A 21,153-nucleotide genomic window follows, 5' to 3' on the forward strand; every position below is an offset into this window, starting at 1 on the left:
CGCCGAGAAATCGGTAAGCGCTTGCCGGTTGTGCGTCGCGTGAGAACCCGCTACGCTCATGAAACGATTCACTGTTCACCTGCCGACCGCGTCGTCGGCAACCGACGAGGAGCCTCGATGACGAGCGCGTCTACCCAGCGGGTCTGCTTCTCGCTGCAGGTCCGCCCCGAACTGCTCGACGAGTACATCCGGCGTCACACGCCCGTGTGGCCCGAGATGCTCGCCGAGATCGCCGCGTCCGGACGCCGCAGCTACTCCCTCTTCCTCGCCGAGGGCGGTCGCCTCATCGGCTACTACGAGGTCGACGACGACGCGGCGGCGCAGGCCTACCTCGCCGCCTCCCCGGTCGCCGCCCGATGGGAGGCCGAGATGGCGCGCTTCTTCGTGGGCCTCGCGGGCCGGCCCGATCAGGCCGCCACCGCGCTGACCGAGGTCTTCAACCTGCACGACCAGCTGGCCGCATCGGCCGCATCCACCCCCACCACCGACGAAAGCGACGACGCATCGTGAGCGCACTCTCCCCCGACGACTTCGCCCGGCTCGAGCGCCAGGGCATCGAACTCCCCAGCTGGGCGTTCGGAAACTCCGGCACCCGCTTCCGGGTCTTCCCGACCGCGGGGACTCCCCGCGACCCGTTCGAGAAGATCGCCGACGCGGCCGAGGTGAACCGCGTCACCGGACTCGCCCCGTCGGTCGCGCTGCACATCCCGTGGGACAAGGTCCAGGACTACAGCGCGCTCCGCGCCCACGCCGAAGACCTCGGCGTGGCCCTGGGCACCATCAACTCGAACACCTTCCAGGACGAGGACTACAAGTTCGGCGCCCTCACCCACGAAGACGACGCGATCCGCCGCAAGGCGATCGACCACCACCTCGAGTGCGTCGACGTCATGGACGCCACCGGCTCGCGCGACCTGAAGATCTGGCTGGCCGAGGGGTCGAACTACCCCGGCCAGAACGACATGCGCGCCCGCCAGGACCGCCTCGCCGACTCGCTCCAGCAGATCTACGCGCGCCTCACGGGCGAGCAGCGCCTGGTGCTCGAGTACAAGTTCTTCGAGCCGTCGTTCTACCACACCGACGTTCCCGACTGGGGCACGAGCTACGTGCAGGTCGCCGCCCTCGGCGAGCGCGCGATGGTGTGCCTCGACACCGGCCACCACGCCCCCGGCACGAACATCGAGTTCATCGTCATGCAGCTGCTGCGCCTCGGCAAGCTCGGCTCGTTCGACTTCAACTCGCGCTTCTACGCCGACGACGACCTCATCGTCGGCGCAGCCGACCCGTTCCAGCTGTTCCGCATCCTCGTCGAGGTGCTGCGCGGGGGCGGCTTCGACAACCCCGACGTGGTGTTCATGCTCGACCAGTGCCACAACATCGAGGCGAAGATCCCGGGGCAGATCCGTTCGGTCCTGAACGTGCAGGAGATGACGGCGCGCGCGCTGCTCATCGACGGCGACGCCCTCGCCGCCGCTCGCACCGCGAACGACGTGCTGGGAGCGCAGGCCGTGTTCATGGACGCCTTCTACACCGACGTCCGCCCGGCCCTCGCCGAGTGGCGAGAGTCGCGCGGCCTGCCCGCCGACCCGATGGCCGCGTACGCGGCATCCGGCTACCAGCAGAAGATCGAGGCCGAGCGCGTCGGCGGCACCCAGGCCGGCTGGGGCGCATGAGCAGCGCCGCCTCCGCACGTCCCGCGCGCCGACCGCTCAGCGCGTGGAAGGCGACCATCGCGGTCGCGATGTCGAACTACATCGAGGCGGGGGCCATCATCGCCCTCGCCACGAGCCTCACGCTCTGGCAGGAGGCGTTCGGCTTCGACGACGGCGTCGTCGGCATCGTGGCGGCGCTGTCCGCCAACGCGTTCGGAGCTGCGTTGGGCGCGGCCATCGGCGGGCCGCTGTGCGACCGCCTCGGCCGGAAGTTCATCTACACCTACGACCTCATCGTCTTCATGATCGGCGCGCTGGCCGTGACGTTCGCGCCGAACCTCGCCGTGCTGCTGATCGGGGTGATCCTCATGGGTGTCGCGGTGGGCGCCGGAGTGCCCGCCTCGTGGACCTACATCGCCGAGGAGGCGCCGAACGAGCACCGCGCGGCCCACGTCGGGACGGCGCAGCTGGCGTGGTCGATCGGCCCCGCGGTGGGCTTCCTGCTCGCCGTCGTCGTCGGCCCGCTCGGCCTGCTCGGTTCCCGGCTGATCTTCTTCCATCTCTTCGTGATCGCCGCCGTCACCTGGTGGGTGCGTCGCGGCCTGCCCGAGTCGCGCCGCTGGAAGACCGAGCGCGAGGCCTCGGTGGCCGCCGGCACCCGCCCGTCGTTCTTCTCGGGGATCGTCGGCCTGCTCACCCAGCCGAAGAACTGGGGCGCGCTGGCCTTCCTCATCGGCGTCTACGGCCTGTGGAACACCGTCGCCGGCCAGGCCGGCATCTTCCAGCCCCGCGTCTACGACGCCGCCGGCCTCCACGACCCGATGCAGCAGAACCTCCTGCAGGTGCTGGTGTGGAGCCTGACGGCGGCCGCGACCTACTTCGGCTTCATGCGCTACGGCGACCGGGTGCGCCGCAAGTGGCTGTACCTCGCCGGAGCGACGCTCGGCGTCGTGGCGTGGGCCGTGCTGATCTACGCCCCGCCGGGACTGTTCTCGCTGCTGTTCTTCGCGGTCGCGTGGGGCGTATCGGCCGGTATCGGCGCCCAGGCCTTCTACGGCCTGTGGACCGCCGAGCTGTTCGCCACCCGCTACCGCGCGAGCGCCCAGGGCGTGCTCTTCATGCTCGCCCGTGTCATGGTGGGCCTGCTCAGCCTCGTCTTCCCCGTGCTCCTGTCGGGGCTCGGCCTCGCCGGGCTCGGAGTCATCATCCTGGGCCTGCTCGTGGCGGCGCTGCTCATCGGAACGATCTGGGCGCCCGACACCGAGGGCAAGTCGCTCGAGGACATCGAGGTCGAGCGCTACGGCCGACGCGAGCCCGCTCCGGCCGCTCGGGGCGGGCGATGAGCGCGGCGCCGGAGCCGGTCGCGGCAGCCGACGGTCTCGTGCGCGTGTACCCGGCGGCCCAGCCGACCGGTGGCGGCCTCGTCTGGATGCACGGCGGCGGCTTCGCCCACGGCGACCTCGACATGCCCGAATCGGATGCCGTCGCACGCGGCCTCGCCGCGCGCGGCACGACCGTCGTCTCGGTGGACTACCGCCTGGCGGCCGTCGGCGGCAGCGACAACCGCTACCCCGCGGCATCCGACGATGTGCTCCGCGCCTGGGAATGGACCCGCGACAACGCCGAACGGTGGGGCGTCGACCGACTCGCGATCGGCGGCGCGAGCGCCGGCGCGAACCTGGCCGCCGGTGCGACGCTGCGCCTGATCGCCGCCGAGCGCGCGCTGCCCGAGCTCGTCGTCCTGGCGTACCCGACGCTGCTCGCGGTGCAGCCGGCTCCGGGCCTCGCGCTCCGCGCCGCCCTCGACGCCCACCCGGAGCACGATCGCTTCGGGACCGACGTCGTGCGCACGATGTACGAGAACTACCTGGGCACCTCGGTCATCGGAGCCCCGATCGCCGCCGTGCCCGCACTCGCGTCCGCCGCCGAGCTCGCGCAGTTCCCTCCGGTCCTCATGATCAACAGCGAGATCGACGAGCTCAGCGTCTCGGGCGAGGTCTTCGCCGCCACGCTGCGCTCGGCCGGACGCCCCATCGACCTCGTCGTCGAGCCCGGCACCGACCACGGCCACCTCAACCGGCCCGAGCTTCCCGGCGCAGACGCGTCGATCGGCCGCATCGCCGACCGGCTCGACGCTCTGACCGCCTCCGCCCCGACCGCATCCTGACCTCCCGCACCCGTCCCGAAGGAAAGCCATGACCTCCGCCGCAGCCGCCGACCTCATCGCGCGCAGCAACCGCCTGGGCTCCGACCCGAAGAACACCAACTACGCCGGAGGCAACACCTCCGCCAAGGGCACCGACATCGACCCCGTCACCGGCGAGCCGGTCGAGCTGCTGTGGGTGAAGGGCTCGGGCGGCGACCTCGGAACGCTCAAGCCGGAAGGCCTGGCGGTGCTCCGTCTCGATCGGATGCGCGCGCTCGTCGACGTCTACCCGGGCCTGGAGCGCGAGGACGAGATGGTCGCCGCGTTCGACTACTGCCTGCACGGCAAGGGCGGCGCAGCACCCTCGATCGACACCGCGATGCACGGCCTCGTCGACGCCGCCCACGTCGACCACCTGCACCCGGACGCCGGCATCGCCATCGCGACCGCCGCCGACGGCGAACAGCTGACCCCGGCGATCTTCGGCGAGAAGGTCGTGTGGGTGCCGTGGCGCCGTCCCGGCTTCCAGCTCGGCCTCGACATCGCCGAGATCAAGGCGCAGAATCCGCAGGCGATCGGATGCATCCTCGGCGGGCACGGCATCACGGCGTGGGGCGACACCTCCGACGAGGCCGAGGCGAACAGCCTGTGGATCATCGAGACGGCGCAGCGCTACATCGACGAGCACGGCGCGGCCGACCCGTTCGGCGGCATCCGCGCCGGTTTCACGGCTCTGCCCGGCGACGAGCGCCGCGCCCGCGCCGCCGCCCTCGCCGCGACGGTCCGCGGCATCGCCTCGACCGACAGGCCGATGGTCGGCCACTACACCGACTCGGACGTGGTGCTCGACTTCCTCGCGTCCGAGAAGGCGGCCGCCCTCGCAGAGCTCGGCACGAGCTGCCCCGACCACTTCCTGCGGACCAAGGTCAAGCCCCTCATCCTCGATCTGCCGGCCACGGCCTCGGTCGACGAGCAGATCGCCCGGCTCCACGAGCTGCACGCCGCCTACCGCGCGGACTACCAGGCGTACTATGACGCCCACGCCGACGCCGGCTCCCCCGCCATCCGCGGCGCCGATCCGCTGATCGTCCTCGTTCCGGGCGTGGGGATGTTCTCGTACGGTGCGAACAAGCAGACCGCGCGCGTCGCGGGCGAGTTCTACGTCAACGCCATCAACGTCATGCGCGGCGCCGAGGCGCTGTCGACCTACGCGCCGATCTCGGACGCCGAGAAGTTCCGCATCGAGTACTGGGCGCTCGAGGAGGCGAAGCTGCAGCGGATGCCGAAGCCGAAGTCCCACCAGGGACGCATCGCCTTCGTCACGGGGGCGGCATCCGGCATCGGCAAGGCCATCGCCACCCGTCTCGCGGCCGAGGGCGCGTGCGTCGTCGTCGCCGACCTCGACCTCGAGAAGGCGCAGGCCGCGGCGGCCGAGCTCGGCGGCACCGACGTCGCCATCGGCGTCGCGGCCAACGTCGCCGACGCCGCGGGCGTCCAGGCCGCGATCGACGCGACCCTCCTCGCCTTCGGCGGCATCGACCTCGTCGTCAACAACGCCGGGCTTTCGCTCTCCAAGCCGCTGCTCGAGACCACCGAGAAGGACTGGGACCTGCAGCACGACGTGATGGCCAAGGGCTCGTTCCTCGTGTCGAAGGCCGCGGCGAAAGCGCTCATCGAGCAGAAGCTCGGCGGCGACGTGATCTACATCTCGTCGAAGAACTCCGTCTTCGCGGGCCCGAACAACATCGCGTACTCGGCGACGAAGGCCGATCAGGCCCACCAGGTGCGACTGCTCGCGGTCGAGCTCGGCGAGCACGGCGTGCGGGTCAACGGCATCAACCCCGACGGCGTCGTGCGCGGCTCGGGCATCTTCGCCGCCGGCTGGGGCGCCAACCGCGCCGCGACCTACGGCGTCGACGAGAAGGACCTCGGCCAGTTCTACGCCAACCGCACGATCCTCAAGCGCGAGGTCGTGCCCGAGAACGTCGCCGACGCGGTGTACGTCCTCACCGGCCCCGAGCTCTCGCGCACGACGGGCCTGCACATCCCCGTCGACTCCGGCGTGGCCGCGGCCTTCCTGCGATGACGCGGCGCCGAGCGCACGGCTTCGCGCCGAGTGCACCCCATCCACGCGTCGACATCCCGTGCACGCGGCGAGCGGCCGTGCAATCGGTAGCAGGATGCCGCGCATGACCGGCTCGGGAGCGGTCGCGGCGGTCGACCTGGGGGCCACGAGCGGGCGGGTGATCGTGGGACACGTGGGGCCCGACACCCTCACGACCGAGACGGTCGCGCGGTTCGCCAACGATCCGGTCCCGGCCGGGGACGGCCTGCACTGGAACCTCGTGGGCATGTACGGCTCGGTGCTGTCCGGGCTGCGCGGGGCCTTCCGCGCGACGCCCGAGATCGCCTCGATCGGGGTCGACTCATGGGCCGTCGACTACGGCCTGCTGCGCCGGGGCCGGCTGCTCGGCGAACCCTTTCACTACCGCGACGAGCGCACCGGGCGCGGCGTCGCGGCCGTGCACGCGCGCTTTCCGCACGCCGAGCTCTTCGAGCGGAACGGGCTGCAGTTCCTCCCGTTCAACACGCTGTACCAGTTCGCCGCCGAGGACGCCGACCTGCTCGCTTTCGCCGACACCGCGCTGCTGGTGCCCGACCTCGTCGGCTACTGGCTGACAGGCATCGCCCGCGCCGAGCAGACGAACGCGTCGACGACCGGCCTGATGCGGGTGCTGCACGCGGCGTGGGACGACGGTCTCATCTCGGCGCTCGGGCTGCCGCGCGGCATCCTCCCCCCGCTCATCGCTCCCGGTGACCGGCTCGGTGCGCTGCGGGCCGACGTCGCCGCCTCGATCGGCGCGCCCGAGGCGACCCCGGTGACCGCCGTCGGCTCGCACGACACCGCCTCGGCGGTGGTCGCGGTGCCGATGCAGGCGGATGCCGCGGCCTACATCTCGTGCGGCACGTGGGGCCTGGTCGGGGTCGAGGTCGAGCACCTGGTGCTCAGCCGCGCGGCGCTGGAGGCGAACTTCACCAACGAGGGCGGGGTGGACGGGCGCGTGCGCCTGCTGCACAACGTCATGGGGCTCTGGGTGCTCAGCGAGGCCGTGCGTCAGTGGGAACGGCGCGAGGGGCACCGGATCGACCTGCCCACACTGCTCGATGCCGCCCGGGAGGCGGAGGGGGTCGTGTTCGACATCAACGACCCGCGGTTCCTCGCGCCCGGTGACATGACCTCGCGCATCGACGCGTGGTGCGACGAGCACGATGTCGCGAGCCCGCGCACCCGAGCGGAGTACACCCGCTCGATCGTGGAGTCCCTCGCGCAGGCCTTCGCCGACACCGTCGCCGCGGCCGGGCGCATCGGCGGGGTGGACGTCCGCACGATCCACATCGTCGGCGGGGGCGCGCTCAACGAGCTGCTGTGTCAGCGCACGGCCGACCGCGCCGGGATGCCCGTGCTCGCCGGGCCGGTCGAGGCCACCGCCCTCGGGAACGTGCTCGTGCAGGCGCGGGCCGCCGGTTTCGTCTCGGGCTCGCTCGAGTCGCTGCGAGACCTCGTGGCACGCACCCACGCTCCGCGGCGCTACGAGCCCCGCGCCTAGGGCGTGTCTGACAAATAGTTCGATGTCTGGCTGAGAGCCTGGGTGTGTGTCGCGGTTTCAGTTGCTTTCGGATGCTCAGTGGTCGTTGATCGAGGGGATGCTGCCGCGTCCGACTGGTCGACCTGGTCGGAAGTTCTCCGATGCTCGGCGGATGGTCGAAGCAATCATCTATCGGTATCGGTGCGGGATCGCGTGGCGTGATTTGCCCGAGGCGTTTGGGCCGTGGCAGACGGCGTGGACGTGGCATCACCGGATGGCCGCGGAGGGCACCTGGGATGTGGTGCTCGATAGGTTGACCGCCGCCGCGGACGCGGCGGGATTGATCGATTGGTCGCTGTCGGTGGACTCGACCATCGCGCGTGCGCATCAGCACGCGACGAACACGACCCGCACCACAGGGGGCTGGGTCGAATTACACGAATCCGCGGATCGAGCCGCCTGATCACGGTATCGGTCGCTCTCGAGGCGGGTTGTCGACGAAGATCCATCAGCTCGTTGACGGCAACGGGCTGCCACTGGTGACGCTGATCACGCCGGGCCAGGCGGGTGACTCGCCGATGTTCTTGCCACTGATGAGGCAGCTCCGCGTCGGGCGCGAGGCCGGTCGGCCGCGAACGCGGCCGGACGCGGTGCGCGGCGACAAGGCGTACTCGTCCCGCGCAATCCGCGGCCACCTCCGCTCGCGCGGGATCAAGGCCGTCATCCCGGAGCCGGACGACCAGAAGGGTCACCGCAAACGCCGCGGATCCCGCGGCGGCCGACCCGTCGGACTCGACGCCGTCGACTACAAGAACCGCAACGTGATCGAGCGGAACTACGCCCGCTTAAAGCAATGGAGAGGCCTCGCCACACGGTTCGACAAGCACGCCGTCAACTACCGCGCCGCCGTCGTCCTCAACACCGTCATCGCATGGACACGCGCTTTATCAGACACACCCTAGCTGTACTGACCCGGATCGTTGTTGACGTAGGAGAGACCTCCGGTGTCGAGTTGGAGCTGTCTAGTTCTGCAGCTCGAACACACGGAGGTCTCTCGTGTCCCACGGTAATGCCCGGCTGACTCCGGCCGGCAGGTTGGTCATGGTTCAACGCATCAGCTCGGGGCGTGCGGTCGCGCATGTCGCGTCCGAGATGGGGATCTCGCGCACGACCGCGTGGAGGTGGTGGCGACGGTTTCGTGAGCAGGGGCAGGCGGGCCTCATCGACCGCTCCAGCGTCGCTCATTCGCATCCTGCCCGAACCGGGCCCTGCGTGGAGACGAGGGTGCGGATCCTGCGGGCCCTGACCCGGCGCGGTCCGGTGTTCATCGCGCACCGACTCGGGATGCAAGCCTCGACAGTCGGTCGGGTGCTGCGCCGTCATCGGGTCGCTCTGCTGCGAGAGATGGGGACTGCTGCACGAGTAGGTGACATCTGATCTGGCTTGCCCGGAGGGTCGGCCTGGAAGGATGTTGCCGTGCCCAAGCCGTACCCGAGCGAGTTCCGTAACGACGTGGTCGTCCGCGTCGCGCGCAACCGCGAGCCCGGAATGACGATCGAGCAGATCGCGAAGGACTTCGGTGTTCACCCGATGACGCTGCAGAAGTGGATGCGTCGCGCGAACATCGACGAGGGTGCCAAGCCCGGTCAGACCCGCACCGAGTCCACGGAGCTGCGGGAGGCGCGTAAGCGGATCCGGTTGCTGGAGCAGGAGAACGAGGTGCTGCGGCGGGCGGCGGCGTATCTGTCGCAGGCGAACCTACCGGGAAAAGGCTCTACCCGCTCGTGACCGAGCTCGCCGCCGACGGGATCCCCGTCGCGGTGACGTGCCGGGTTCTCAAGCTCGCCCGCCAGCCCTACTACCGGTGGCTCGCGGGCCCCATCACCGACGCCGAGGTGATCGAGGCGTATCGCGCCAACGCGTTGTTCGACGCGCACCGTGACGACCCCGAGTTCGGGCACCGGCTGCTCGCCGATGAGGCCCGCGAGGTGGGTGAAGCGATGGCGGATCGCACCGCGTGGCGGATCGCCTCGAGCAACGGCTGGTGGAGCACCTTCGGGAAACGTCGCCGCGGCAAGGGCGGCAAGGTCGGCCCACCCGTGCACGACGACCTCGTCGAGCGGGATTTCACTGCCACCGGTCCGAACCAACTGTGGCTGACCGACATCACCGAGCACCCGACCGGTGAGGGCAAGCTCTATCTCTGCGCGATCAAGGACGTATTTTCCGGAAAGATCGTCGGCTACTCCATCGACTCGAGGATGAAGTCACACCTCGCGGTCAACGCACTCCGCAACGCGGTCGCGATGCGCGGGAACGTCGCCGGCTGCGTCATCCACAGCGACAGAGGATCGCAGTTTCGCAGCCGGAAGTTCCTCCGCGAGATCAGCCACCACCGGATGGTGGGATCCATGGGCCGCGTCGGTGCCGCCGGCGACAACGCCGCGATGGAATCGTTCTTCGCGCTGCTGCAGAAGAACGTCCTCAACCGCCGCACCTGGGGCACCCGCGAAGAGCTGCGGATCGCAGTCGTGACCTGGATCGAGCGGACCTACCACCGACGCCGCCGACAACCCCGCCTGGGCCGTTTGACCCCAGTCGAGTTCGAAGCCATCATGAACACGCCAGCCGCTCTCGCGGCGTGACTAGAAACTGTCACCTATCCGTGCAGCAGTCCCGATCGACCCCGTCACCGGGACGGTGATCCGCGCGACCCGCCGCACCACGAACCGCTACGAGCACGACCACCCCGGTTCCCTTATCCACGTCGACGTGAAGAAACTCGGCCGGATCCCCGACGGAGGCGGATGGCGAGCCGACCCGACACAGACCGCCGCGGTTCATCGCACCTCGCACCGAAGAACGGGCTACGACTACGTCCACACCGTCATTGACGATCACTCTCGACTGGCCTACGCGGAGATCCACGACGACGAGAAAGGCACCACCGCAGCCGGCGTCCTCGAACGCGCGATCGCGTTCTACGCGACCCTCGGGGTGAGGGTCGAACGCGTGATCAGCGACAACGCGTTCGCCTACCGGCACTCTGCGGCGTTCCGCGCCGTGATCAACGCGCACGGCATCACTCAGAAGTTCATCCGCCCCACTGCCCCTGGACCAACGGGAAGGTCGAGCGCCTGAACCGCACCCTCGCAGCTGAGTGGGCCTACGCCCGAGCATGGATCTCAAACACCGACCGCGCGGCCGCCTTGCCAACATGGCTCGACCACTACAACCTAAACAGGGCCCACCTCGGCATCGGAGGCCACACCCCCACCGACCGCATCAACAACGGTCGAGGTCAGTACACCTAGTGCAGCGCTCTGCGCACGCTCGACGCACCAACGCCGAGCACACGGCCGATGCTCTCCCAGCTGTGACGTTCAGCGCGTAGCTGGCGAGCCGTCGCGATGCGTTCCGGTGTCATTACGCTTGGCCGGCCCCCAACCCTCCCCTGCGCGCGCGTAATCGAGGCCGCGCTGAGTGTTGTCGCGGATCGTGTCGACGCGCAGCTGCGCGAACACGGCCACGATGCCGAACAACGCTCGGCCCATCGGCGACGTCGTGTCGATCATCGGCTCTGTGAGGCTCACGATGTTCACCTGGCGCGCGTCGAGGTCCTGCAGCGTCTCGATCAGGATGCGCTCACTGCCGGCGAGACGATCGAGCCGGCGCACTTTCAACGTGTCCCCCGGCCGCAGGTAGTCGAGGCACGCAACCCATTGCGGGCGATCGGTGACGCGGCTCGATTCGCCGTGGTCGACGAAGACCCGCTCGCAGCCGGCCGCGCGGAGCTCGGGAAGGTCATCGGCTCCGCGTAACCTGACCTGGCCGAAGAGTCGGCCGGCGGACCCTGCGCAGGGCGCGATGCATCGTGGTCACTGCAAGGTCCCGGCCAGCTGCAAGTCGCAGTGCAGGCGTCCTTCGGGGTCGTACAGCACGTGGTGGCACCAGGGGCAGACAGCACCGTCGAGCTCGTCGTCGCTCATGAGGTGATGCTTCCTGCGGTGTATGTCATCACGTCACCGGTGATCCATGCGGATAGGCGGTTGATCTCCGCAGCGGCCTGGTCGGGGTCTGGGTGTGTGCCGGCGGCGACCTCGAGCACGGTGTCGTCGTCGAGGGTGAGAGTGAGGGTTGCATGACAGACCGGTTCGCACGGTTCGATCAGCGCGAGGTGGCGGTTGTCGATGACGAGGCCGCCGGTCTCAGTGATCGTGTCCACGTCGACCACGTCGACCTCAACGACCGCGGTGTGGGTGGGTGCGTTGTGGTGGTCGCGGCCGGTGACGATCGCGACGGAGTGGGCCTGTGTCATAAGGTCATCGTGACCACTCCCCGGGCCGGTGGAGTCCCGCGCAGGCGATCTGTGGAAAACTACAACGCCCCGGCGTCTAGGGTGTCGATCCCGCCGGCGTGAAAGGCGATTAGTTCGATCCTTGACTCCCCCAGCAGGAGGGAGGAAGCTGTGCCATATCTGCGAGTGACTTATCTCCTTTCCCAATTGCCAATGCTGTCAAGGAGAGAAATGAAACTACGTGCCCCCGCGATCTTCGCCTGCGCCGTGCTCCTTTTCGGGGCACTACTCCCGAGCCCTGCATCAGCTGCATCCGATCAGGAGATACCTGACTGGGTCGACGTTCCCCCGGGAGCAACGGTCGAGGTGATCTCGGCCGAACCAGGCCAGGAGGTTTATCTCGTCACTGAGAAAACCCCGGACGCCGAGATCCTCGCCCCTAAGGCGCTTCCCGTGGGCGGGCGGATGCAGGTCGCAACGGGCGCCGAGACAACCACCTACCAGCAAGTCGCTGCGGCCTGTACCCAGACTCAGACCATGACGAACCCGCTGGCCAATATCACTGGTGAACAGCTCCGGAACTTGGTTCATCCCAGGGAAGTTCTCCTTCTCGCGTAGCAGTTCCTGCACGGGCAGCTACGGATGGAAGGCCAGCTTCTTGGGTTACGACACCGGGTTCCTCGGCGGGCAGTTCGCGAACCAGCAGAACGTGACGACAGGACCCGGTGAGACGTCGACGCTGTTCATGAGCCAGATCTGCAAGACTCACGACACCGGATACAAGTGGAAGACTGACATGCGCTCTAGCGGCGGAACAGTCCTCCAAAGCACGGCGCTCACAACACGCAGCTGCAAGCGCTAGATCTGTGACCCCTAGGAGGCCTTCGTGCGAGCGTTGACCGGAATCATCACCGCCCTCGCTTTCTACCTACTGCTGAGCCTGACACTTTGGTTCACCTACCCCGACAGCGTGACGCGTACCTCGGTACAAAGCTTGATGGGTTTCATTGCGGCGGCGGGCGTCGCGGGCCTCGCCATAACTCTCTCGGTGAAGATAGGACGCCCCTTTGCGCTCGGACTCGGCGCAACATTGCTGATTCTGGGGGTGCTCGCAAACCTCCTGCCGCCCCCCGGGACATATGGTGATCTCGTCTTCGACTGGCACTATGTGATCCTCGTCGGCGGACGCAGCTTCGTCGCTGTCGCTACCGGGGCTGCCGTGATTGCCGTCGCTCTCGCACGAAACACGGTGCCAGGGCACGCCACCCACCGCGGCTGACGGCCCCGTGAAGGGCCGTCAGCCGCGGTGGGTGGCTGTTTAGTGCGCGGGCGGCAATCGCGAGGGACTGGTTTTCGCTCATGCCGACGACGACGATCTGACCGCGCTTGATCCGGCGGTGTGGGTGGGGGCGGCTTCCAGGAAAAAGACGAGCTCCCGCAGGGGTGCGAGCCCTGCGGGGCGCGGAAAGCGGCTCGTCCACCAGTAGGCGCCGGTCATCTTTGGTAGCCTGCGAGCAATTCCGGACACCACGAATATGTGTGCGTTATCCTCACCGCATGGCTAAGCGAAGTGTCACGTTCATCACCGACGATTTCGACGGGACCGAGGATGCGGAAACGGTGACGTTCTCCTACCAGGGCCGCCTCTTCGAGATCGACTTGTCAGCGGCGAACCGAGAGAAGTTGGAAAAAGTGCTCGAGCCCTACATCTCGGCAGCACGCAAGTCCGCAAGCGGTGCGCGCGTGAACACCACCTCGTCGCGCGCCGGCGGCAGGGCGAAAAACCTCGCGGCCGTCCGCGCATGGGCGCAGGAGAACGGGTACACGGTCAACAACCGCGGCCGCGTCCCCCGGGTCGTCCTGGACGCATATGACGCCGCGAAGTGACCTCCCGCCGGGTTCGGGAATGTTCGACGATTTGCCGCCCTACAGCGACGACGGGTTTAAGGCCTGGCGGCAAGAGCTACTGACGCTGCCCCCGTCGACGGTGCGTATACGGCCTGCGGAGCCAACCCCGACAGACGCCCGATGGATGACATGGGTGCAGGCCGAGGCGGACCTCTACATCCAAACGATGAGCGACAACCTCTCGAAGATCGAGAAGCAGCGGGTCTTTCTCGCGGAGATCGATGAATGCGTGACGGGTCTGTGCGTGGCGGCGATCGGACGATACGCACCCGACTACGTGTTCATCCAACGCGTCGCAGTGGTCACCCCAGCACGAAAACGAGGGGCCGGCCTCGCACTCATGCGTGCCACAGCAGAGAGCGAGCCGGCTCATAACATCGCGGGCGCGACGCTTCCGGACGACCACGCTGCACACGCACTGAACGCCAAGCTCGCGAGATCTCTGGAAAGTAAGGTCAAGGAGGTTCCTCGTCGACGCTTCACGCCGACTGACCTAGGGGTCGGGAGAAACGAGCGTCATCGTCCCTGGACGATTGATCGCCCATCAACCTGAAGCAAGCAGCTGCATGACGGGTGTCCGCCGGCTGGCCTCAGGCCGGCGGACACCGCACGCATCGTCGCTACCGGTGGAGCAGCTGCACGACCGAGCCCCAAACGGCCCCCAGTTACCCGGGCGCCGATAACAATCGTTTTCGGCGTGCGCAGTGGACCTCCGAAAAGGGCGCACACCTGCATCGGTAACCTGCCTCTATGCGCATCTCAGAGAAGACGGTCGGGCTGCTGATGGAGTACGTCGAGGCCAACACGTCGCAAGCAAATCTGGGCGCTCTGCTGAAGCGCCACGGGCTCGGCGGTGCCGATCCCGGGCCACCCACCCGCAAGTTCTCCGACATGAGCAAAGCGAAGAGGGCAGACCTAGCTCTCAGCGCAGCGTTCAAGGCGCGCAAGGAGGACGAGCTAATTGACCTTGCGACCACCGCTCTGCGGGATCAGGAGGATGGCCCTTCCGCACCGGAGTGGGTACGCGATCTGCTGGCGTCCCTCCGCGCTGATGGATTCGCTTGCACCCCGACCACGACCACGACCCCCACCGGGACGGCGTGGGCGCCCAGTTCCACGACGGAGGTTCGGTGGTCGATCACTGCGCTGGGCTTCACCGGACTGCCTGTCGCCTCGCTCGCGTCGGACCTCGCCGACCAACTCACCGCCAAGGGGTTTACGACCGCCGCCGGTCACTACCAACAAGCGCTCAACGCGTTCCACTCTCAGGACTGGGCCGCGTCGAACAGCCAACTACGGACCACCTTCGAGTCTGTGCTGCTCGATCTCGCAGCCCGCCGCACCGAGACTACCGCCAAGGGCGGTGGCGCGGCGATCGACGCCCTGGCCAAGAACGGGGATCTGCCATTTGGGCCGAACGAGTATGTCCGCGGACTGTGGAAGCTGAGTCACGTGGGCGGTTCGCATCCCGGCCTCAGCGACGAGGAAGACGCTCGGCACCGCATGTACGCCATCAGCGCGATCGTCAGCTGGCTCGCTCGCACCCTCGGCTAATCAGTTAGAACATAGATTCGATTGCGGTTATCCTTTTGGTCTCGCGAGGAGGTGACCGTGGGGACGAGCAAGCGGTATGCCGCCAGCGTCGACCGGTGAGGGTCGAACGCGTGATCAGCGACAACGCGTTCGCCTACCGGCACTCTGCGGCGTTCCGCGCCGTGATCAACGCGCACGGCATCACTCAGAAGTTCATCCGCCCCACTGCCCCTGGACCAACGGGAAGGTCGAGCGCCTGAACCGCACCCTCGCAGCTGAGTGGGCCTACGCCCGAGCATGGATCTCAAACACCGACCGCGCGGCCGCCTTGCCAACATGGCTCGACCACTACAACCTAAACAGAGCCCACCTCGGCATCGGAGGCCACACCCCCATCGACCGCATCAACAACGGTCGAGGTCAGTACACCTAGCCCGCGCCAGGACGCCAGTCCCAGGACGTCAGTCCCGCCGCCGGCTGGCGATACATTCGTCGGGCTGGCGGTGCTGAAGCAGCCTCGAACGACTGTCGACACCACACGAGCCACGGCAGTTCGACGACTGTATCGGCACCGCGGCCGGATCCGGTGTCAAGGGGTGCCGCGGGGCGAGGCGGCGAGCGTAACGTCGCGACCATGAGCAGCCACGACAGCGCGATCCCGTCCGAAGAGCCCACCGGCGACCGGCACCTCGACGACCCGAATGCCGAGCAGTCGATCACCGACGACGCGCCCCGCGGCGGCGATGAGACCACCGAGCAGGAGCTCACGGCCGACAACCCCGCCGAAGAGGAGATGCTGAAGACACTCGACCCGGGTGACCCGCCCGCCTGACCCCCTCCGCGCCGCCACCGAGCCGACACGAACGCTCCCTTCGCGGAGCCCGGACACAACGCTTCGCGTCGGGTCGGTGGTGGTGAGCCGGATCAGGCCTCGCGGGTGATCGTCACGGTCACGTGCAGAGCGCTCTTGTACGGGCCGGCGAAGACGCCGCGCAGCGGCGGCACGTCGTTGTAGTCGCGGCCCCGCCCGACGAGCACGTGACGGTCGCTGATCTCGATGTTGTTCGTGGGGTCGAAGCCCTGCCAGTCGCCCGCGAACCACTCGATCCAGGCGTGGGACTCCCCCGTCACCGCGACGCCGACCTCCGCGTCCGGATCGGGATGCAGGTAGCCCGAGACGTAGCGGGCGGGGATGCCGACGCTGCGCAGGGCACCGAGCGTGATGTGGGCGATGTCCTGGCAGACGCCCTTGCGCTCGGGCCAGGACTCCGACGCGGTGGAGTGCACCCCGGTGACGCCCGGCATGTACTCCACGGCCTCGCCGATCGCGATCGCGATCGCGTGCGCGGCCGGACCCGGCTCGTCGTGGCGGGCCGCGATGTCGCGCGCCAGGGCGACGACCTCGGGATGCGGGTCGGTGCGGACCGTCTGACCGAGCTGCTCGACGGTGTGGATCGATCGGCCGGCCTCGGCGGCGAGCTCGTCCCACGAGATCTGCCGGTGCTCGATGGGTCGGGGCCGCACCTCCACCAGCGAGCGGGCTGTGATCGAGAGCGAGCGGTGGGCGGCGAGCACGTCGAACGCCGCCACCCGGGTGCCGAAGTAGTCGACGTACTGGTTGACCGCGGTGGTGGGCTCGATGTCGAGCTGGGAGCTGAGCACGAACTGGCTGTCCGTGGAGTTGGGCAGCATCCGCGCCTCGTTGTACGAGGCCCCGACATCTCCGGGATAGGTGAATCCGGTGGCGTGCTCGATGCGCAGGCGCTTCACGAGGTCTCTCCGATCCAGTTCGGCTCCGCCGCAGTCGGGAAGAAGCGACCGCGGATGGCCTCCGACGCCTCGCGGGTCACCTTCTGCACGTTGTCCATGTGCGTGGGCAGCTCGGCGAGGATCTCACCGAGCGGACGGTACTCCAGATCGTTGCGGATGCGGCCGAGAGCGCGCAGCACCGCATTCGAATGGCCGACGCGGTCGGCGACCGGGTCGATCGCGCTCATGCACTCCTCGGCGCGCTGGATGGAGTGGATGATCGAGCGGGGGAACAGCCGGTCGAGCAGCAGGAACTCCGCGGCGTTGCGGGCGCTCGGCATCCCGCGGTAGGTGCGCAGGTACGCCTCGTAGGCGCCGCAGGAGCGGAGGATCGTCGTCCACGACGGCCCGGACTCCTCGGTCAGCGAGCGCGTCGCGAGCAGCCGCGCGGTCATGTCGGTGCGTTCGATCGATCGCCCCAGGGTGAAGAACTGCCAGGCCTCGTCGCGGCTCGTCGAGGAGTCGGTGATGCCGACCGCGAGAGCCGACCGCTCGCGCACCCAGCCGAAGAACTCGTGCACCTTCTCGGCGTTCAGCCGCCGCGGCATCCGGGAGTACGTCGTGTTGAGCGTCTCCCACAGCTCGGTCGAGACGATCTCGCGGGCGCGGCGGGCGTTCTCGCGCGCCGACTGCAGCGAGTACGCGATGCTCGACGAGTTCGTCCGGTCGACCGCGAGACGGGTGAGCACGTCCTGACGCGTCACGTTCTGCGCACCCTCGGGCGGCACCGAGCCCATCACCGACAGCAGCGAGCGGCACGCGGTGTCTTCGTCGATCCACGGGTCCTCGAGCAGCAGCTGCAGGTGGACGTCGAGGATGCGGGCGGTGCCGTCGCTGCGCTCGATGTAGCGACCGATCCAGAACAGGCTCTCGGCGATCCGGCTCAGCACGACGCACCTCCGGTCTGCTGCTGCTGCTCCTGCTGCTCACTGACCGACAGCGGTCGGTCCTGCGGGGAGTGGGCGGGCTCGTCCTGGTCGTCGTAGATGATCGGGATCGCCTGCGTCGAGGCCTGATCGGCGACGAGGCCGGCGAGGTTCCCCTGGCTGTATTCGGCCGTGCGGGGCGCGTCGCCGCCGACGACCCACGTGTCCTTCGACCCGCCGCCCTGGCTGGAGTTGACCACGAGCTGTCCCTCCGGAAGCGCGACGCGGGTGAGGCCGCCCGGCAGCACCCACACCTCGTCGCCGTTGTTGACCGCGAACGGACGGAGATCCGCGTGGCGGGGGCGCATGCCGTCCTCGACGAGCGTGGGGATGGTCGAGAGCATGACGACCGGCTGCGCGATCCAGCCGCGGGGGTCGGCGAGGAGCTTCGTGCGGAGCTTCTCGAGCTCGGCGGGCGAGGCGTCGGGACCGACCACCAGGCCCTTGCCGCCGGAGCCGTCGACCGGCTTGACCACGAGCTCGTCGAGCCGGTCGAGAACCTCCTCCAGCGCCCCGGGGTCCTCGAGGCGCCAGGTGTCGACGTTCTTGAGGATCGGCTCCTCCGCGAGGTAGTAGCGGATGAGGTCGGGAACGTAGGTGTAGAGCAGCTTGTCGTCGGCGACACCGTTGCCGACCGCGTTGGCGATCGTGACGTTGCCGAGGCGCGCCGCCAGCATGAGTCCGGGGGCCCCGAGCATCGAGTCGGCGCGGAACTGCAGCGGGTCGAGGTAGTCGTCGTCGACCCGGCGGTAGATGACGTCGACGCGCTGGGGCCCCCGGGTCGTCCGCATGAAGACCTTGCCGCCCGAGCACACGAGGTCGCGGCCCTCGACGAGCTCGACGCCCATGAGGCGCGCGAGGAGCGTGTGCTCGAAGTACGCCGAGTTGTAGACGCCCGGGGTGAGCACGACGACGTTGGGGTCGTCCACGCCGGGCGGGGCCGAGGCGCGGAGCGCCTGGAGGAGCTTGTTGGGGTACTCGCCCACCGGACGCACGCGCATCGAGACGAACAGCTCCGGGAGCGTCTGCGCCATCACCCGCCGGTTGGAGATCACGTAGCTCACGCCCGAGGGGACCCGCACGTTGTCCTCGAGCACGCGCATCTCGCCGTGCTCGTCGCGGATGAGGTCGATGCCCGAGACCTGGATCCGCACCCCGTTCGCCGAGCGGATGCCCGCCGCCTGCCGGTAGTAGTACTGCGACGAGGCGATCAGGCCCGCCGGCAGCACGCCGTCGCGGACGCAGAACTGGTGGCCGTAGGCGTCGTCGAGGAACGCCTCGAGCGCGCGGACGCGCTGGGTGACGCCGGACTCCACGTGCGACCACTCGCCGTAGTCGATGACGCGCGGCACCGCGTCGAGCGGGAAGGGGCGCTCCTCGCCGGCGAAGTCGAAGGTGACGCCCTGGGCGAGGTACGAGCTCGCGAGCGACTCGGTGCGGCCTCGGAGCTCCTCCTGCGTCATCTGCGCCAGCGCCTGGTACAGCTCGCGGTAGGCCTCGCGCGAGCGCCCCATCGTGGTGGAGCCGGCCGAGACCTCGAACATCTCGTCGAAGGCGGGAACACCCGACACCGTCTTGCGCGGCGCCGACGTCGCGCCGTATCCGTCGAACAGGTCACCCATGGTGCGAGCCTAATCCGGGCCGTGTTGCGTCAGTGTTTCCCCCGCCGTCTTGACATCCGTCCTCGCGCCGGCGCTGCACCCGTCGGACCGGTGGGGCTGGTGTCGTCCTGCCGGCGGCCGGAGTCGCCGCCAGCCCCACCGGTCCTGAGGCGTATCGCGAAGCGGGGTCAGCCGCGGACGGCCAGCTCGTACACGCGCGCGATCTTGGCCTCGGTGGTCGAGGCCGAGGGGTTCGTGACCACGACCCGGACGGCCTCGACGCCGTCGATGCCGATCGCGACCTCGCGTGCGGCCTGCGTGTTGCCGGTGACGGCGGCCGCCTGCTGCCAGCCTGCGGCGGTGCGGACCTCGACCGTGAAGTCGACGAGCACGACACCGCTCCCGCCCCCGCCGCCGAACCCGCTGTAGACGCCGAGCGCGCCCACGCGCTGCGGCGCGGCCAGCTCGATCGTCGCCGTCGGCGTCGCGTCGCCCGCCGCCGAGAGCCACCGGCCGGCGTCGGTGCAGTCGCCGTCGACGAGACGTGAGCCCGGATAGGCCGCGGAGTAGGTCGACGACACGGTGACCGTGGCTCCGATGCCGTCGTGCGAGGCGCACGGCGAGACGTTGGGCAGACCGCCGAGCCAGTCCTTCACGAACTGCCCCTGGTGCTCGCCGCCGAGGATGTTCCAGTCGTAGTCGAACATCTGCGGCTTCCAGAAGTTGTCGAGGATCCACGCCTGCCACCCGATCCACGGGCGGGCGTCGAGGTAGGCGCGGAACGGCACGCCCCAGTTGGTGGTGGTGCCCGCGGTGATGCCGTCGGAGAACTCCCCCGGCGGGTTCCAGCCGAACTCGGTGACGACGACGGGGATCTGCTGGGCCGCGTCGCCGAACTTGCCGTCGAGCAGCGCGGCCGTGGGCGCCCCCTGGTTGGGGTAGATGTGGAAGACGTACGCGATGTTGCCGCCCGCGATGGGGTCGCTCACCGCGCCGTTCACGAACGTGCTCCACTGCGGCGAGCCCATCAGCAGCAGGGTGTCGGGCGCCGTCTCCCGGATGCCGTCGACGACGGGCTGGATGTAGGCCTTCCACGTCGCCCAGCTCGCGGGGTTGATCGGCTCGTTGAAGACCTCGAACACGACGTTGGTCACGCTGCCGTACTGCGGCGCGATGTAGTCCCAGAAGCGCGCGACCGTCGAGCGCGGCACCGCTCCCGCCCCGTCGCCGTAGTCGCGGACGAGGTGCAGGTCGATGATCAGGTAGATGCCGAGATCGACCGCCTGCTGCACGTACGGCGCGATGTACTCGGCGTCGTAGGCGGCGAGATCGGTGGTCGCGGAGATCTCGGTGACCGGCAGCCGCACGACCTTCGATCCCCACGCCGCGGCGAGGTCGATCATCTCGGACGTCGGACGCGAGTCGCAGTAGTCGCAGAGGTCGTTCTGCTCGGGGGCGAGCACCGACACCCCACGCAGGGCGACGTCGGCTCCGGTGGCGTCGACGACGCGGTTGCCCTGCGTCGACAGCGCGGGGAGCGACCCGTCCGCGACGGCGGCGACCGGCGCCGCCCACGCGAGACCGGCGACGAGCGCGACCGCCGAGACGACGGCGGCCAGCCGGCGCCGGATTTGGCCGCGTCGCCGGGGCACGACGGGATGCGGCGGGTGGGAGAGAGAGGGCATGGATCCGTC

21 protein-coding genes and 2 pseudogenes are annotated in these 21,153 nt (G+C 68.9%); 17 read left to right on the forward strand and 6 right to left on the reverse strand.

Annotated elements, in window-relative coordinates; genetic code table 11:
- Window positions 1-117 precede the first annotated feature (117 nt).
- The 10 genes and pseudogenes from HW566_RS06560 to HW566_RS06605 all read left to right on the forward strand — a co-directional run.
- Entirely contained in the window at window positions 118-510 is a 393-nt protein-coding gene (locus tag HW566_RS06560; RefSeq protein WP_178011420.1) for an L-rhamnose mutarotase, read from the forward strand.
- A complete protein-coding gene (gene rhaI / locus HW566_RS06565) occupies window positions 507-1,673 on the forward strand; it encodes an L-rhamnose isomerase (protein WP_178011422.1) in 1,167 nt (388 codons plus the stop codon). Before HW566_RS06560 ends, rhaI begins: the two co-directional genes overlap by 4 nt.
- Window positions 1,670-2,995: an MFS transporter gene (locus HW566_RS06570; protein WP_218621656.1), complete on the forward strand. Its 1,326-nt coding sequence runs from the start codon at window positions 1,670-1,672 to the stop codon at window positions 2,993-2,995. The genes rhaI and HW566_RS06570 overlap by 4 nt, the downstream gene beginning before the upstream one ends.
- Window positions 2,992-3,819: an alpha/beta hydrolase gene (locus tag HW566_RS06575; RefSeq protein ID WP_178011423.1), complete on the forward strand. Its 828-nt coding sequence runs from the start codon at window positions 2,992-2,994 to the stop codon at window positions 3,817-3,819. Before HW566_RS06570 ends, HW566_RS06575 begins: the two co-directional genes overlap by 4 nt.
- 28 nt (window positions 3,820-3,847) lie before the next feature.
- A complete protein-coding gene (locus tag HW566_RS06580; protein WP_178011425.1) occupies window positions 3,848-5,884 on the forward strand; it encodes a bifunctional aldolase/short-chain dehydrogenase in 2,037 nt (678 codons plus the stop codon).
- A gap of 103 nt (window positions 5,885-5,987) precedes the next feature.
- Complete coding sequence (locus HW566_RS06585) at window positions 5,988-7,406, forward strand: rhamnulokinase (protein WP_178011427.1); 1,419 nt, start codon at window positions 5,988-5,990, stop codon at window positions 7,404-7,406.
- Window positions 7,407-7,452: 46 nt separating this feature from the next.
- Window positions 7,453-8,347 (forward strand): IS5 family transposase gene (locus HW566_RS06590; protein ID WP_178011429.1). Its coding sequence is split into 2 segments (ribosomal slippage): window positions 7,453-7,803 and window positions 7,805-8,347, totalling 894 coding nucleotides; the frame shifts between segments, so codons are not numbered across the junction.
- A 139-nt stretch (window positions 8,348-8,486) separates the two neighbouring features.
- Window positions 8,487-8,822, forward strand: coding sequence for a helix-turn-helix domain-containing protein (locus HW566_RS06595; RefSeq protein WP_256728906.1), 336 nt, complete (start codon window positions 8,487-8,489; stop codon window positions 8,820-8,822).
- A 39-nt stretch (window positions 8,823-8,861) separates the two neighbouring features.
- Window positions 8,862-10,030, forward strand: a protein-coding gene (locus HW566_RS06600; protein WP_178011431.1) for an IS3 family transposase whose coding sequence is annotated in 2 segments (ribosomal slippage) — window positions 8,862-9,149 and window positions 9,152-10,030 — 1,167 coding nt in all. Because the reading frame shifts where the segments join, the coding sequence is not laid out codon by codon here.
- A 34-nt stretch (window positions 10,031-10,064) separates the two neighbouring features.
- Window positions 10,065-10,699 (forward strand): annotated as a pseudogene (locus HW566_RS06605) (integrase core domain-containing protein); the annotation flags it as partial.
- A gap of 69 nt (window positions 10,700-10,768) precedes the next feature.
- Here HW566_RS06605 and HW566_RS06610 read toward each other — a convergent pair.
- Entirely contained in the window at window positions 10,769-11,254 is a 486-nt protein-coding gene (locus HW566_RS06610; protein WP_256728944.1) for a recombinase family protein, read from the reverse strand.
- A gap of 116 nt (window positions 11,255-11,370) precedes the next feature.
- Window positions 11,371-11,703 (reverse strand): hypothetical protein, encoded by a 333-nt coding sequence (locus tag HW566_RS06615; RefSeq protein ID WP_178011433.1) that lies wholly within the window; start codon window positions 11,701-11,703, stop codon window positions 11,371-11,373.
- Window positions 11,704-11,913: 210 nt separating this feature from the next.
- Here HW566_RS06615 and HW566_RS06620 point away from each other — a divergent pair, with 210 nt between their 5' ends.
- The 7 genes and pseudogenes from HW566_RS06620 to HW566_RS06650 all read left to right on the forward strand — a co-directional run bounded on the left by HW566_RS06620 (window position 11,914) and on the right by HW566_RS06650 (window position 15,955).
- Entirely contained in the window at window positions 11,914-12,300 is a 387-nt protein-coding gene (locus HW566_RS06620) for a hypothetical protein (protein WP_178011435.1), read from the forward strand.
- 268 nt (window positions 12,301-12,568) lie between these two features.
- Window positions 12,569-12,961, forward strand: a complete 393-nt coding sequence (locus HW566_RS06625; RefSeq protein WP_178011436.1) for a hypothetical protein — start codon at window positions 12,569-12,571, stop codon at window positions 12,959-12,961.
- Between the two features lie 278 nt (window positions 12,962-13,239).
- A complete protein-coding gene (locus HW566_RS06630; protein WP_178011438.1) occupies window positions 13,240-13,569 on the forward strand; it encodes a histone-like nucleoid-structuring protein Lsr2 in 330 nt (109 codons plus the stop codon).
- Between the two features lie 145 nt (window positions 13,570-13,714).
- Window positions 13,715-14,143, forward strand: coding sequence for a GNAT family N-acetyltransferase (locus tag HW566_RS06635; protein WP_178011440.1), 429 nt, complete (start codon window positions 13,715-13,717; stop codon window positions 14,141-14,143).
- A gap of 197 nt (window positions 14,144-14,340) precedes the next feature.
- Complete coding sequence (locus HW566_RS06640) at window positions 14,341-15,144, forward strand: hypothetical protein (RefSeq protein WP_178011442.1); 804 nt, start codon at window positions 14,341-14,343, stop codon at window positions 15,142-15,144.
- Window positions 15,145-15,239: 95 nt separating this feature from the next.
- Window positions 15,240-15,556, forward strand: a pseudogene (locus HW566_RS16260) (integrase core domain-containing protein); the annotation flags it as partial.
- A 201-nt stretch (window positions 15,557-15,757) separates the two neighbouring features.
- Complete coding sequence (locus HW566_RS06650) at window positions 15,758-15,955, forward strand: hypothetical protein (RefSeq protein WP_178009306.1); 198 nt, start codon at window positions 15,758-15,760, stop codon at window positions 15,953-15,955.
- A gap of 92 nt (window positions 15,956-16,047) precedes the next feature.
- Here the strand turns inward: HW566_RS06650 and HW566_RS06655 are convergent, their stop codons facing one another.
- From HW566_RS06655 to HW566_RS06670, 4 genes are all read right to left on the reverse strand, one after another.
- Window positions 16,048-16,893, reverse strand: coding sequence for a transglutaminase family protein (locus HW566_RS06655; protein WP_178011444.1), 846 nt, complete (start codon window positions 16,891-16,893; stop codon window positions 16,048-16,050).
- Entirely contained in the window at window positions 16,890-17,822 is a 933-nt protein-coding gene (locus HW566_RS06660; protein ID WP_178011446.1) for an alpha-E domain-containing protein, read from the reverse strand. Before HW566_RS06660 ends, HW566_RS06655 begins: the two co-directional genes overlap by 4 nt.
- The gene (locus HW566_RS06665) at window positions 17,816-19,480 is read right to left on the reverse strand and encodes a circularly permuted type 2 ATP-grasp protein (RefSeq protein WP_178011448.1); all 1,665 of its coding nucleotides are present in this window, start codon (window positions 19,478-19,480) and stop codon (window positions 17,816-17,818) included. Before HW566_RS06665 ends, HW566_RS06660 begins: the two co-directional genes overlap by 7 nt.
- 167 nt (window positions 19,481-19,647) lie before the next feature.
- On the reverse strand, window positions 19,648-21,144 hold the full coding sequence (locus tag HW566_RS06670) for a cellulase family glycosylhydrolase (protein WP_178011449.1): 1,497 nt from the start codon (window positions 21,142-21,144) through the stop codon (window positions 19,648-19,650).
- Between the last annotated feature and the right edge of the window lie 9 nt (window positions 21,145-21,153).

The organism is Microbacterium oleivorans, assembly GCF_013389665.1.
GTDB lineage: Bacteria > Actinomycetota > Actinomycetes > Actinomycetales > Microbacteriaceae > Microbacterium > Microbacterium oleivorans_C.